We start from the raw sequence: 13,967 nt of genomic DNA, 5'->3' as shown, positions 1-13,967 counted from the left end.
CCGCGGTATGTGTCGGATTACGCACTGCGTGCTAATCCGACCTACGGACTATACTTGCCGCCACGGAGACGGCCTGAAGGAGAGAGACAGATCATGATCCACCTGCTGCGTATCCTGCTACTGGGCCTGGGCCTGACCCAGCCCGCCCTGCTGAGCGCCGCCGGACCGGTGGCCACTCCCTACGGCGAGGTGAGCCTGCCGCTGGAACTGCACCAGGTGCCGGATGCGCCGGTCTATTACCTGGTCGGGCTGTCGGGGGTGCCGGGCGCGGAGAACGAGGGGCATACCTCCAATGCCGGGTTCGTGGTCACCGATGCCGGCGTGGTCGTCTTCGACGCCCTCGGCACGCCGGCGCTGGGCTACCGCATGCTGCAGCGTATCCGCGAGGTGACCGACCAGCCGATCGAACGCATCATCGTCAGTCATTACCACGCCGATCATATCTACGGCCTGCAGGCCTTCGAGGAGCATGCCGGCGACCCGCCGGTATGGGCGCAGCAACTGGCCCTGGGGTATGTCGGAGGCTCCAGCGCCAGCCAGGGCGAGGACGCCGAGCGACGCCTGGCCCAGCGGCGCGAGGCCCTGTTCCCCTGGGTGGACGAGAACACCCACATCGTCGCGCCCGACCACACCTTCGAGAAGGAACTGCGCTTCGAGGTCGGCGGCGTGGAGTTCCTGGTCCGGCACCTGGGCCCGAGCCATGCGCCGGGTGACAGCATCATGCTGGTGGAGGACTACGGCGTGCTGTTCAGCGGCGATGTCATCTACCAGGGCCGGGTGCCGTTCCTGGACAGTCCGCAGACCGACAGCCAGCGCTGGCTGGAGGGGCTGGAATACCTCACCCTGCTGGAGCCGTCGCCGCGCTTCATCATTCCCGGCCACGGCGATGCCTCCGCCAATCCGGAGCAGGCGGTACGCGCCACCCGTGACTACATCCGCTATGTGCGTGAGGCGATGCGCAAGGCGGTGCAGGACTTCATGTCCTTCGACGAGGCCTATGCGCAGACCGACTGGTCAGATTACGAGCACCTGCCGGCCTTCGATGCCAGCAATCGCGGCAATGCCTATCGTATCTTCCTGGAGATGGAGGCGGCCGCGCTCGGCGGTGAGTGAAAAGCAACGGGGCGGTACGCTGATGCGTACCGCCCCGTCAGTTAAAAATACTTTTGGAACAATTACTTGTGCTTGCCATAGCCGTCTGCTATGGTGCGGTGATTTGGTGCCGAGGAGAGGACTTGAACCTCCACGGGGTTACCCCCACTAGCACCTGAAGCTAGCGCGTCTACCAATTCCGCCACCTCGGCAGAGCGGGCGAGCCCGCTCAGAAGCCGCGCACTTTACCCGCCGGACGCAGCCTTGTCAATGCGATCGCGCGGGCTTCGAGATACGAGGAGTTATGACTCAAAAACGCAGAAAGAAAACCGCCGGCCGGATCGACTGGCGGCGTCAGGACCCGAACTATGCCCGGGAGAAGGCCAAGTACGGCCACCCCGTCCCCAGCCGCGAATTCCTGCTGCAGTGCATCAAGGATCTGGGGGTGCCGACCGCCTGGCAGGAACTGGCCGACCGGCTCGGCATGGAGGAGGAGGACGACCGCGAGGCGGTCCGCCGCCGGCTCAAGGCGATGGAACGCGACGGCTCACTGCTGCGCAACCGCCGCGGCGGTTATGTGCCGGTCGGCAAGCAGGACCTGGTGCGCGGGCGGGTCACGGCCCATCCCGACGGCTTTGGTTTCCTGATTCCCGATGAGGGCGGCAATGACCTGTTTCTCTCGGCGCGCGAGATGCGCCGGGTCTTTCACGGCGACCGGCTGGTCGCCCGCGTGGTCGGCGAGGATCGCCGCGGCCGGCGCGAAGGCGCGGTGGTGGAGGTGCTGGAACGCAACACCCATCGGGTGGTGGGGCGTTTCTTCCGCGAGGCCGGCGCCACCTTCGTGGTCCCGGACAACAAGCGCATCGTCCACAATCTGGTCATTCCCGGCGAAGAGGTCGGCGAGGCGCAGCCGGGCCAGATCGTCGTCGCCGACATCCTGGAACAGCCTACCCTGCGCAATCCCCCGATCGGGCGCATCGTCGAGGTGCTGGGCGATCACATGGCGCCGGGCATGGAGATCGACGTCGCCGCGCGCAGCTACGAGCTGCCCTGCGAATGGCCCGAGGCGGTGGAAGAGGAAATCTCCGGCCTGGGCGCGAAGGTCACGCCGGCGGCCAAACGCGGCCGCGAGGACCTGCGCGAACTGCCGCTGGTGACCATCGACGGCGCGGATTCGCGCGATTTCGATGATGCCGTCTACTGCGAAGCCAAGCCCAAGGGCTGGCGGCTGCTGGTGGCCATCGCCGACGTGGCCCACTATGTCCAGCCCGGCACCGCGCTGGATCAGGAGGCGATCAATCGCGGCAACTCGGTGTACTTCCCCGAGCGCGTCATCCCGATGCTGCCCGAGGTGCTGTCCAACGGCCTGTGTTCGATCAATCCCGGCGTGGACCGCCTGTGCATGGTCGCCGACATGTACATCAACCAGGAAGGCAAGCTGCTGCGTTCGCGTTTCTTCGAGGGGCTGATGCGCTCGCATGCGCGCCTGACCTATGACGAGGTCGCCGCCATGCTGCTCGAGCGCGACCCGGCCACGCGCAAGCGTCATGCGCCTGTGGTGCCGCACGTGGAGGAACTGCACCGGCTCTATCAGGTGCTGCGCAAGGCCCGGCTCAAGCGCGGTGCGATCGATTTCGACACCACCGAGACCCGGATCGTGTTCGGCGACGAGCGCAAGATCGACCGCATCGTGCCGGTGGAACGCAACGACGCCCACAAGCTGATCGAGGAATGCATGATCTCAGCCAACGTGGCCGCGGCCCGCTTCCTGTCGCGCCACAAGATGCCCGCTCTCTACCGGGTGCACGATGGCCCCAAGAGTGAAAAGATCGAGGATCTGCATACCTTCCTGGGTGAGCTCGGGCTCAAGCTCAGGGGCGGCGACAAGCCGCAGGCACAGGACTATGCCCGGCTGCTGGAAAGCATCCAGGACCGGCCGGATGCGCACCTGATCCAGACGGTGCTGCTGCGTTCCATGTCGCAGGCGGTCTATACCCCCGACAACGCCGGCCACTTCGGTCTGGCGCTGGATCAGTACGCGCATTTCACCTCGCCGATCCGGCGTTATCCGGATCTGCTGGTGCATCGCGCCATCCGGCATGTGCTGCGCAACAGCAAGCGCAAGAAGGCCCAGGCCTTCAATTATTCGCACACCGACATGCAGAAGTTCGGCGAGCAGTGCTCCATGACCGAGCGCCGCGCCGACGAGGCCACCCGTGACGCCGAGGACTGGCTCAAGTGCGAATTCATGATGGACAAGGTGGGCGAGGTCTACGACGGCATCATCAGCAGTGTGACCTCGTTCGGGATTTTCGTGGAACTGCGCGATATCTTCGTCGAGGGCCTGGTCCACATCACCGCCCTGAAGAACGACTACTATCATTTCGAGGCCCACGGCCACCGTCTGATCGGCGAGCGCACCCACAAGATCTATCGTCTGGGCGATGCCATCCGGGTCAAGGTGGTGCGGGTGGATCTGGACGAGCGTAAGATAGATTTCGAACTGGCCGAGGCCGCTCCCGAGGCGCCTGCTGCACCCGCGGAGAAGAAACGCAAACGCCGCCGGGGCGGCAGGAAGCGCGGGGGGCATTCCTCGCAGCGCAACAAGAAGAGGTCGACATCATGATGAAGAAAGTCCTTCCCCTGGCCGTGACCGCCGCTCTGGTGGCGGGCTGCGCCGCCGATGATCCCAACCGCCGGGCCAAGACCGGTGCGGCCATCGGTGCCATTGCCGGCGCCGTGCTCGGTCATCAGATCAATGACGAGAAGGGCGCGGTCATCGGCGGCGTGGCCGGTGCCGTTGCCGGCGGCGTGGTCGGCAACTACATGGACAAGCAGCAGCTGGAGTTCGAGCAGGCCCTGGCCGAGGAGCAGCGTCAGCACGAGATCGAGATCCAGCGGCTGGAGGACGAGAGCCTCAAGATCGACATCGCCAGCGAGGTCTCCTTCGATTTTGACAGCGCCGAACTCAAGCCCAGCTTCCGGCCCACCCTGGACAAGGTCGCCGATATCCTGCAGCGCTACGAGCGCACCGTGGTGCATGTGGTCGGCCACACCGACAGCGTCGGTGCCGAGGAATACAACCAGCGCCTGTCCGAGCGTCGGGCCCGCAACGTGGCCGAGTACTTCGCCTCGCGCGGGGTACTGAGCGAACGCCTGCGCGCCGAGGGCCGCGGCGAGCGCGAGCCGCGCGCCACCAACGACACCGCCGCCGGACGTCAGCTCAACCGTCGCGTCGAGCTCTACGTCAAGCCGATCGTCGAAGGCCAGGAGCGCGAGGCCTACGAGGCCCCGGCCGGGCCGGCCAGCTGGCAGTAAGCTGTTACGGGTACAGCCGCGCCGCGCGTCGTCTCGACGGGCGGCGTTTTTTATTCACGGCGGCGAGAAAAACGCAGAGTGCGCAGAGACGCAGAGACGCAAAGTTTCTAAATTACAAAGCTGTTATAAATTGTTGCAGGCCGCGCCCCTGTGGGCTCATTCCGACGCAGGCCGGAATCTGATGGCCACGGCGGTTTCTGGATTCCGGCATTCGCCGGAATGGCGGGAAATATATCAGGTAATACTGTGAGTCTTGCATGACTGAAATGAACTTCACTGCGCCTCTGCGGCCTCTGCGTTATTGTCACGCAGTCTGGAGATTAGTCTTCAGCCATGGCTAAATCCGAACATATCTACGGCATCCACGCGGTCGAGGCGTGGCTCGGCCGCTCTCCCGAGCGTCTGCGCCAGCTGTGGCTGCAGGAGGGGCGTGACGATGCCCGCCTGCAGCGTCTGGCGGCCGCGGCCGAGCGGGCGGGCGTCAAGCCGCAGCGGGTGCCGCGCACGACCCTGGAGCGACTGGCCCCGGAGGCGCGCCACCAGGGCGTGGTGGCCGAGGTGCTGCCGCTGCCGCCCGGCGATGAATCCGGACTGCAGAATCTGCTCGCGGACCTGGGGCCGCAGGCCCTGCTGCTGGTGCTGGACGGGGTGCAGGACCCGCACAACCTGGGGGCCTGTCTGCGCACGGCGGATGCCGCCGGTGCCGACGCCGTGGTGCTGCCGCGGGACAAGTCCGCCGGCCTCACCCCGGTGGCGCGCAAGGTGGCCTCGGGGGCGGCGGAGACGCTGCCGGTCTTCACCGTGACCAACCTGGCCCGCGTCCTCGAGCGGCTCAAGGCGGCCGGCTTCTGGCTCTACGGGGCTGCCGGGGAAGCCGATCAGAGCCTGTACGAACAGTCACTTGAGGGACGCGTGGCCTGGGTGCTCGGGGCCGAGGGCAAAGGTCTGCGGCGCCTGACCCGCGACCACTGCGACGTCCTGGTGCGCATCCCCATGGGGGGCACGGTCGCGAGCCTGAATGTCTCGGTGGCCACCGGGGTGGTGCTGTTCGAGACCCGCCGGCAACGGCTGCTGTTGCCAAGTGATTGATCCTGCCGGCAACGGCGCGTAGAATACACCGCCTTTCGGGTCGCCGGCAGGCGAACCGATTCCCTTGCCGCACCGGAATGGCCGGGCGGCTGCTGAATCCACAAGGGGTTTACAATGCGACACTATGAAATCGTGTTTCTGGTCCATCCGGACCAGAGCGAGCAGGTCAATGCCATGGTCGACCGCTACCGTGCGACGATCGAGAACGGCGGCGGCAGTATCCACCGGCTCGAAGACTGGGGCCGCCGGCAGCTGGCCTATCCCATCCAGAAACTCCACAAGGCCCACTACGTGCTGATGAACGTCGAGTGCGGCCAGGACGTGCTGGACGAACTCAACAGCGCCTTCCGTTTCAACGACGCCGTGCTGCGCAGCCTGGTCATTGCCCGGGACGAGGCCGTGACCGATGCCTCGCCGCTGGCACGCAAGGACGACAAGGACAGCGACGAGGGCGAGTCCAGGAGCGGTTCCCAGGACAGCGAAGACGCCGCCTGAGCGGGCGGACGCGGGCGCGCGCTTGGAGCGCAATCAGGTCCGGATCGACGGCCGGGTGAGCCGGGCCGCGCAGTTGCGTCAGTCGCCGGCCGGCATCCCCATCGCGCACTTCGTCCTCGACCACCAGTCGGAACAGACCCAGGCCGGCCTGCGCCGGCAGAGCCGGTTCCGCATCGCGGTGGTCGCCGCCGGCGCCGAACTGGCTGCGCAGGCCGGGCGGCTGCAGCGGGACGACCGGGTCCGGGTCAGCGGCTTTCTCAGCCGCGCCGATTCGCGCAGCGGGGACCAGCGCCTGGTCATACACGCACAACAGATCGAATACGCGGGGCTCGCAGAGCCCGCAGACTGAAGAGGAAGACAACAGATGGCACGCTTTTTTCGTCGCAGGAAATTCTGCCGCTTCACCGCCGAGGGCGTGAAGGAGATCGACTACAAGGATCTCGGCACCCTGAAGAACTACATCACCGAGACCGGCAAGATCGTTCCCAGCCGGATCACGGGCACCAGCGCCAGGTATCAGCGCCAGCTGGCCACCGCCATCAAGCGCGCGCGCTACCTGGCCCTGCTGCCCTACAGCGACTCGCACTGAGGCCTTGGGCGGCGCAGGCGCGGCCGCCCGGGCATCCCGGACCGCCGGGGGCTGAATGCGGGCACTGGCCAACTATGTCATGCGCGGCCGTCTGGCCGCGATCGCGGTGCTGGTGGTGAGTTCCTTCGCCGCCCTGCTGCTGCCGCCGCTGACCTCGCCGCTGGCCTATGTCGGCGGCGGCGCGCTGGGTCTGGTGACCCTGCGCCGCGGGGCCGGGGAGGGCGGCATCGTGCTCGCCGGCGGCCTGGTCGGCATGAGCCTGCTGGGCCTGGCCCTGGGGGATACGCCGACCGTACTGGTCCTGACCGGCCTGATCCAGTGGCTGCCGCTGTGGCTGGTCGCACTGGTGCTGCGGGTGACGGTGTCCTGGCAGCGCACCGTGCAGGCGATCCTGGGCCTGGGCGCGGCCTTCGTGCTGCTGCAGTACCTGTGGCTGGGGGATCCCGGCCAGTGGTGGGAGGCGCAGCTGCGGCCGGTGGTGGAACGGATGCAGGCCGGCGGCGGCCAGGACCTGGAGGCCATGCTGGTCCAGGTGGCGGGCTGGATGCCGGCCCTGGTGGCCACCGCCCTGATTGTCGGCATCACCCTGAGTTTGGCCCTGGCGCGGGCCTGGCAGTCGCAGTTGTACAATCCGGGCGGCTTCGGCCGGGAGTTCCGGGAATTCCGGCTGGGCACCGCGACCGCGCTGCTGAGCGTGGCGCTGCTGCTGATCGGCATCGCCACCGAAGGCGCTCTGGGCGGGCTGGCCGCCCAGCTGGTCTGGATTCTGGCCGCAGGCTGCCTGTTGCAGGGCATTGCCGTGGCCCACGGCATCGTCAACCGGCGGGGGCTGGCCCGCGGCTGGCTGGTGGCCATCTATGTACTGTTGCTGTTTGTCCAGCCTTACAGCGGCCTGGTGCTGGCCCTGACCGGGCTGGCGGACAACTGGTTCGATTTTCGTCAACGCGTCGCCGCCCCCCCGGCATGAGGGCGGCGGCAACGATCACAGCGTGAGGTGTGTCATGGAAGTGATTCTTCTGGAAAAGGTGGCCAATCTGGGCGCCCTGGGCGACCAGGTCAGGGTCAAGCCCGGCTATGGCCGCAATTATCTGATCCCGCAGGGCAAGGCCACCCCGGCCACCCCCGAGAACATCGAGAAGTTCGAGCAGCGCCGGGCCGAGCTGGAGCGCCAGGCCGCCGAGGCCCTGGCTGCCGCCCAGACCCGGGCGGAGAAACTGGAGGGCTATGAGCTGACCCTGACCGCCAAGGCCGGCGACGAGGGCAAGATGTTCGGCTCGGTCGGCACCTCCGACATCGCCGAGGGCCTGCAGGCGGCCGGTCACGAGGTCGAGCGTCAGGAAGTGCTGCTGCCTGAGGGCGCCTTCCGTCAACTCGGCGAATACGAGGTCCAGCTGCGCCTGCACGCCGACGTGGAAGCCACCATCAAGCTGGTGATCGTCGCCGAGTAAGGCCAACCCCCTGATATCCATCAGGGCTGTTGCACCTCATGCCAACCCCCGGCCGCGGCCGCTTGTCCGTGGCCGGGGGGCTTTGTATGCTGGCAGGCAATCCCGGACACGCCGCCCGCAGGTATAATCACACTCATGCCAGATACCCTTTCCACGGCCGATGCCCTGGCATCACAGACCGAAGCGCTGAAGGTCCCGCCGCACTCCATACCCGCCGAGCAGTCGGTGCTGGGCGGTCTGATGCTGGACAACGAGGCCTGGGACCGGATCGCCGACCGGGTGGCCGAGGATGATTTCTACCGCCGCGACCATCGCCTGATCTTCCGCGCCATCGCCGAACTGGCCGAGCACGGCAAGCCGCTGGACGTGGTCACCCTGGGCGAGTGGCTGGAAAACGCCGACCTGCTCGAGGAGGCCGGCGGCATGGGCTACCTGGGCGAACTGGCCCGCAACACCCCCAACGCGGCCAATATCACCGCCTATGCCGACATCGTGCGCGAGCACTCTATCCTGCGCCAGCTGGTGCAGGTCGGCACCGATGTGGCCAACAGCGCCTACTTTCCGGAAGGGCGCAACGCCCAGGAACTGCTCGATCACGCCGAGCAGAAGGTGTTTACCATCGCCGAGCAGGGCAAGCGCGGCCGCTCCGGTTTCACTGCCATCAAGGATCTGCTCACGAAGACGGTCGATCGCATCGACTACCTGTTCCAGCTCGACAATCCCATCACCGGCGTGCCCACCGGCTTCAACGACTTCGACGAGATGACCGCCGGGCTGCAGCCCTCGGACCTGGTCATCGTGGCCGGCCGCCCCTCCATGGGCAAGACCACCTTCGCCATGAACATCGTCGAGCACGCCGCGATCAAGAACAAGACGCCGGTCGCGGTGTTCAGCATGGAGATGCCGGGCGAACAGCTGGCCATGCGCATGATGTCCTCGCTCGGGCGCATCGACCAGCACAAGGTGCGCACCGGCAAGCTCGAGGACGAGGACTGGCCGCGGCTGACCTCGGCGGTGAGCATCCTGGCCGACGCGCCCCTGTTCATCGACGATACCCCGGCGCTCAGCCCCAATGACCTGCGGGCCCGTGCCCGGCGCCTGAAGCGCGAGCACGACCTGGGCCTGATCGTGATCGACTACCTGCAGTTGATGCAGTCCTCCAGCCGATCCGACAACCGCGCCGCCGAGATCTCGGAGATCTCGCGCTCGCTCAAGGCCCTGGCCAAGGAACTGCACGTGCCGGTGGTGACTCTGTCGCAGCTCAACCGCAGCCTGGAGCAGCGTCCCAACAAGCGCCCGGTGATGTCGGACCTGCGCGAGTCGGGCGCCATCGAGCAGGACGCGGACATGATCGTGTTCATCTACCGCGACGAGGTCTACAACGAGGACAGCCCGGACAAGGGCACCGCCGAGATCATCGTCGGCAAGCAGCGTAACGGCCCCATCGGCACCCGCCGGCTGACCTTCCTCGGCCAGTACACCCGGTTCGAGAATTTCACCATGGACGACTACGGCGTCGAGGACTTTGCATGACCCGTCCCGTCCGTGCGCGCGTCGCGCTCGACGCGCTGCGGTCCAATCTGGAACTTGCCCGCCGCACCGCCCCGCACAGCCGTATCCTGGCCGTGGTCAAGGCCAATGCCTACGGTCATGGCCTGGTGCCGGTGGCTCAAGCCCTGGAGGCCGCCGATGCCTTCGGCGTGGCCGGGGTGGAAGAGGCGCTTTTCCTGCGCCAGGCCGGCATTAAAAAGCCCATTGTCCTGTTAGAGGGCTTCTTTCATGGCGCCGAACTGGATGAGGTCATCCGGCATCGCCTGAGTCTGGTGCTGCATGCCGCGCATCAGCTCGAGGCACTGGCTGCGGCCGCGCCCGCGGCGCCGCTGCGGGTCTGGGTCAAGCTCGATACCGGCATGCACCGGCTGGGCTTCGCGCCCGGCGAACTGCCGTCCGTGCTGCAGCGGTTGCAGGCACTGGAGGGGGTGGAGCTGGCCGGCCTGATGACCCATTTCGCCTGCGCGGATGACCGTGCCGATCCCGCCACCCGCCGGCAACTCGAACGCTTCGACGCGCTGGCCGGGGGACTGGAGGGTGAACACAGCCTGGCCAATTCCGCCGCCCTGCTGGGCTGGCCGCAGACGCATGCCGGCTGGGTCCGGCCCGGCCTTATGCTCTACGGCATCTCGCCCTTCGTTGACAGTCTGGCCGTTGATCACGGTCTGCGCCCCGCCATGACCCTGGAGACCGAACTCATCGCTATCCGCGACTGCGCCGCCGGCGATGCCGTCGGCTACGGCGGGGCCTGGGTCTGCCCCGAGGCCATGCCGGTGGGGGTGGCCGCCATCGGTTACGGCGACGGCTATCCGCGCCATGCCCCGGCCGGTACCCCGGTGCTGGTCGACGGTCGGCCGGCGCAGCTCGTCGGGCGCGTCTCCATGGACATGATCACCCTCGATCTGCGCGGCCTGCCCGAGGCCCGGGTGGGCAGCCGGGTGAGCCTGTGGGGCGAGGGGCTGCCGGTCGAGCATATCGCCCGCGCGGCCGGGACCATCCCCTATGAACTGGTCTGCGCCGTGACCGCGCGGGTGCCGCTGGTGTATGAGTGAGTAGGATGGGTGAAGGCGCGCAGCGCCGTAACCCATCATCCGGCCGGGGTACAGCGATGGGTTGCGCTGCGCTTCACCCATCCTACCTGCTGACCACTGACCCCGGCACATCCCTTGCATTTCTTCCGGCAGACGCCGAAACGTCAAATCCGTGACTGCGCGTCATTATTGAGAATCAGCCGGAGTCGGACTCTTGGAAATCGCTTTCCGCCGCTGTCGCGGCCTGTGTCTGCTGGTGAATTGCCTGCTGTTGTGTCTGCCGGCCGCAGCGGCCGGATCGGAGGATATCGCCCGCCTGCTGCGCGACGGCGACACCACGGCCGCCTGGGAACAGGCCCGGATGCTTGCCCCCGAGCGGGCGGGCGAGCCGGCGTTCGACATGCTCTACGGCCTGGCAGCGGTGCGGTCCGGGTATCCCGAACACGCCGTGTTCGCCTTCGAGCGGGTGGTGGCACTGGAGCCGGGCAATCACCGGGCCCGGGTGGAGCTGGCCCGGGCCCATTATCTCGCGGGCAACCTCAACCTCGCCAGCGCCGAGTTCGAGCGGGTGCTGGCCATCAATCCACCGCAGCGGGTGCGTGATAACGTACATACCTTTCTGGATGCCATCGAGCGCCGCCAGGCGAGCCTGTCGACGCGGGTCACCGGCTATCTGGAGTTGCGGGCAGGCACGGACAGCAACGTCAACAGCGCCACCTCGGATGACACCCTTGAGATCCCGGCGCTGGGCACCTTCACGCTCAATGGGGCCAGCCTCGACCGCAGTGACGAATTCGTGGAGAAGAATGCCGGCCTGGCGGTGGTGCATCCGCTGACCCGGCGGCATGCCCTGTTCGCCGACCTTACCTACAAGGACCGGGAGAACATCGAGACCCAGGCCTACGATCTGCGCTCGGTGACGCTCAATGCCGGCCCCATGCTCGCCGTTGCCGGCGGCCGGCTGCGGCTGCCCCTGAACTATCAATTCCTGTATCTGGACAACAGCAAGTACCGCCGCCTCGGCAGCGTCGGTTTCGACTGGACGCGTGACCTGGGACGGCGGGACCAGCTGCAGCTGTTCGGCCAGTACGGCAGCCTGCGTTACCCGGACAACGCGGCGCGCAACGCCCGGCTGGCGCTGGGCGGCGCCGGCTGGAGCCATCGCTTCCCCGATCCGGATGTGCAACTCTCGGCCAGTACCTATGTCGGCGACGAGGCCACCCACGATACCGTCGGCGAACACAACGGCAAGCAGTATCTGGGCCTGCGCCTGGGCGGCCAGTGGACGCTCACCCCGCACCACAGCCCCTATTTCTCGCTGGCGGCGCAGTGGAGCGAACACGACGCGAGGGATCCGGTCTTCGCCCCGACCCGCGAGGACGAGTTCGCCGAGGCCCGCCTGGGCTGGGCCTGGACACCCGCCGATGCCTGGCTGTGGCGGATCGAGCTGGCCTATACCCGCAACGATTCCAATATCTCGCTGTACCAGTACACCCGCAGGCAGGCCTTTGCGGGCGTGACCTGGCGGTTCAATTGATCGAGGTGTGACATGCAAGCGATCGCGCGTTCAACCCTTGCCCTTCCGGGGCTGCTGCTCGGTCTGTGTCTGCTGTGCGGGCTGACGAGCGTGCAGGCCGCCCCGGCACCGGCCGGCCATGTGATTATCGCCCGGGGTGAGGTGCAGGCCATCTCAGCCGCGGGCGAGGCGCGCGACCTGCGCCGTCGTTCCCCCTTCTATGCCGGGGAAACGCTGATGACCGGCACCGATGCCACGGCCCAGCTGCGCTTCAGTGACGGCGCCCTGGTCGCGCTCAGGCCGGACACCGAGTTCCGGGTCGACCGCTACCGCTACGAGGCCGGGGGCGGGGAGGGCGACGAGAGCATCTCCACCCTGATCAAGGGCGGCTTCCGCACCATCACCGGCGCCGTCGGCAAGCAGGACCCGGACAGCTATCGGGTCGATACCCCGGTGGCGACCATCGGCGTGCGCGGCACCCATTATGAAGCCGTGGTGGGCGCAGGCCTGGCGGTTGCCGTCTGGCAGGGCGGCGTCACGCTGCGCAATGAAGGCGGGGCGCTGAATCTGGGGCAGGGTGCCAATTACAGTTTCGCCACCATCGCCAGTGCCGACCGTCCGCCGCGGGGACAGCTGCAGCCGCCGCCCGGACTGAAAGCCCCGGCGGATGAGTTTGCCCCCGGTGGCAGTGACGATCCCGCCGGCGAAGAAGATGGGGGCGAGGGCGAGGATCAGACCGCCGCGGACACTGATGCGACGGCGACTGACAGCGGAACTGCGGATGAGGACAGGCAGACCTCGGAGTCGACAGCGACCACAACGGGGACCGGGAGCGAGGGCGACAGTGCGACCGCGGACTCCGGCGATGACACCCTGGTGGCTCCTGTGTCGGAGGCGGATACCCTGGACGCTGAAACCTCACTGGATACGACCACGGACACCACGCTCAGCGGCACCACCACCGACACCACGCTGGATACGACCTTTACCGTCTCCGAGCCGGTGGATACCGTCAGTGACATCACCAGTCAGGACGCGCGGCTGTCGGATACGGAATGGCAGCAACTCTACAGCGGCAGCCACCTCGGCCTCATCCTGGAGGCGAACAGCGCCACGCAGGGGATGCGCGGCGGGCGTGCGATCGCCGACCCTGCCGGCTCGCCGGTGTTCACGGAGAACGGGTATGCGCCGTTCGAACCCGAGTATGCCGATGCCCCGATAAAGGAAGTGTTCCGCCGTGGCGGCGCGGCACTGGATGCGCTCGGCAGCCATACCGTCGACAGCAACCATACGGTGTACTGGGGGGTGTGGAACGGCAATCCGGATCCGGTGATCATCCAGACCGATGCCACTGATCCCGATGTCATTCGCACCAGCAACAAGCCCTTCTTCTGGGCGACCCTGCAGCCGACGGACCCGGCGGTACTGGATGCGCGTAGCGGTGTGGTCAGCTACAACAATGTGATCGCGGTACAGGGGGGCGGCAGCGGCGGCCAGATCACTGCGGCCGATGTGACCTTCACGCTGGATGTGAACTTCGATACCGGCGCCGTGAGCAATGGCAATCTGCAGATCGGCAATGGCGCCGAGTACTGGAATATCGATCTCGCCGGCCAGATCAAGGGTTCGTTTGCGGATCTGGAGATAGAGCCGACCAGCAGCGTGACCGTCAGCCCGTCGAACTACGGTGTCCTCGGCGAGGTCGTTACGGGCTTTACCGGCAACAACGGCGAAGTGCTGGGCGGCGGTTTCCTGCTTGAGGCCCAGGGTGATCCCGGCATCCATGCCGAGGGCATCCTGCTGGTGGACTAGGGTCGGGGAAGAGCCTCCGGCTGCAG

The 13,967-nt window shown here is 67.0% G+C and carries 13 protein-coding genes and 1 tRNA gene; 13 read left to right on the top strand and 1 reads right to left on the bottom strand.

The genetic code is table 11. The features are described 5' to 3' along the window. Positions 1–93 precede the first annotated feature (93 nt). On the top strand, positions 94–1,113 hold the full coding sequence (locus tag CFK21_RS12180) for an MBL fold metallo-hydrolase (RefSeq protein WP_096366913.1): 1,020 nt from the start codon (positions 94–96) through the stop codon (positions 1,111–1,113). 104 nt (positions 1,114–1,217) lie between these two features. Here the strand turns inward: CFK21_RS12180 and CFK21_RS12175 are convergent. Further along, a tRNA-Leu gene (locus tag CFK21_RS12175) sits at positions 1,218–1,304 on the bottom strand. Between the two features lie 92 nt (positions 1,305–1,396). Between CFK21_RS12175 and rnr the strand changes: the two genes are divergently transcribed. The 12 genes from rnr (at position 1,397) to CFK21_RS12115 (ending at position 13,941) form a co-directional block, all read left to right on the top strand. After that, the gene (rnr, locus tag CFK21_RS12170) at positions 1,397–3,718 is read left to right on the top strand and encodes a ribonuclease R (protein WP_096366912.1); all 2,322 of its coding nucleotides are present in this window, start codon (positions 1,397–1,399) and stop codon (positions 3,716–3,718) included. Beyond that, positions 3,718–4,410: an OmpA family protein gene (locus tag CFK21_RS12165; RefSeq protein WP_096366911.1), complete on the top strand. Its 693-nt coding sequence runs from the start codon at positions 3,718–3,720 to the stop codon at positions 4,408–4,410. Before rnr ends, CFK21_RS12165 begins: the two co-directional genes overlap by 1 nt. A gap of 333 nt (positions 4,411–4,743) precedes the next feature. After that, the gene (gene rlmB, locus CFK21_RS12160; RefSeq protein WP_096366910.1) at positions 4,744–5,499 is read left to right on the top strand and encodes a 23S rRNA (guanosine(2251)-2'-O)-methyltransferase RlmB; all 756 of its coding nucleotides are present in this window, start codon (positions 4,744–4,746) and stop codon (positions 5,497–5,499) included. A gap of 114 nt (positions 5,500–5,613) precedes the next feature. Then, positions 5,614–5,994 (top strand): 30S ribosomal protein S6, encoded by a 381-nt coding sequence (gene rpsF, locus CFK21_RS12155; RefSeq protein WP_096366909.1) that lies wholly within the window; start codon positions 5,614–5,616, stop codon positions 5,992–5,994. A gap of 22 nt (positions 5,995–6,016) precedes the next feature. After that, the gene (gene priB / locus CFK21_RS12150) at positions 6,017–6,343 is read left to right on the top strand and encodes a primosomal replication protein N (protein ID WP_201344919.1); all 327 of its coding nucleotides are present in this window, start codon (positions 6,017–6,019) and stop codon (positions 6,341–6,343) included. A gap of 15 nt (positions 6,344–6,358) precedes the next feature. After that, positions 6,359–6,583 carry a 30S ribosomal protein S18 gene (rpsR, locus tag CFK21_RS12145; protein ID WP_096366907.1) on the top strand — a complete coding sequence of 75 codons (225 nt, stop codon included), beginning with the start codon at positions 6,359–6,361 and terminating at the stop codon, positions 6,581–6,583. Between the two features lie 55 nt (positions 6,584–6,638). Beyond that, complete coding sequence (locus CFK21_RS12140) at positions 6,639–7,550, top strand: DUF2232 domain-containing protein (RefSeq protein WP_096366906.1); 912 nt, start codon at positions 6,639–6,641, stop codon at positions 7,548–7,550. 34 nt (positions 7,551–7,584) lie between these two features. Beyond that, positions 7,585–8,031, top strand: a complete 447-nt coding sequence (rplI, locus tag CFK21_RS12135) for a 50S ribosomal protein L9 (protein WP_096366905.1) — start codon at positions 7,585–7,587, stop codon at positions 8,029–8,031. Between the two features lie 135 nt (positions 8,032–8,166). Further along, positions 8,167–9,564 carry a replicative DNA helicase gene (dnaB, locus tag CFK21_RS12130; protein WP_096366904.1) on the top strand — a complete coding sequence of 466 codons (1,398 nt, stop codon included), beginning with the start codon at positions 8,167–8,169 and terminating at the stop codon, positions 9,562–9,564. After that, the gene (alr, locus tag CFK21_RS12125) at positions 9,561–10,634 is read left to right on the top strand and encodes an alanine racemase (protein WP_096366903.1); all 1,074 of its coding nucleotides are present in this window, start codon (positions 9,561–9,563) and stop codon (positions 10,632–10,634) included. Before dnaB ends, alr begins: the two co-directional genes overlap by 4 nt. 193 nt (positions 10,635–10,827) lie before the next feature. Further along, positions 10,828–12,150, top strand: a complete 1,323-nt coding sequence (locus CFK21_RS12120) for a tetratricopeptide repeat protein (protein WP_096366902.1) — start codon at positions 10,828–10,830, stop codon at positions 12,148–12,150. A 12-nt stretch (positions 12,151–12,162) separates the two neighbouring features. Further along, positions 12,163–13,941, top strand: a complete 1,779-nt coding sequence (locus CFK21_RS12115) for a FecR domain-containing protein (RefSeq protein ID WP_096366901.1) — start codon at positions 12,163–12,165, stop codon at positions 13,939–13,941. Positions 13,942–13,967: the final 26 nt, after the last annotated feature.

The organism is Thiohalobacter thiocyanaticus (assembly GCF_002356355.1).
Classification (GTDB): Bacteria; Pseudomonadota; Gammaproteobacteria; order Thiohalobacterales; family Thiohalobacteraceae; genus Thiohalobacter; species Thiohalobacter thiocyanaticus_A.
Note: the sequence above shows the minus strand (reverse complement) of the source record. Positions and strands in the feature narration are given on the sequence as shown.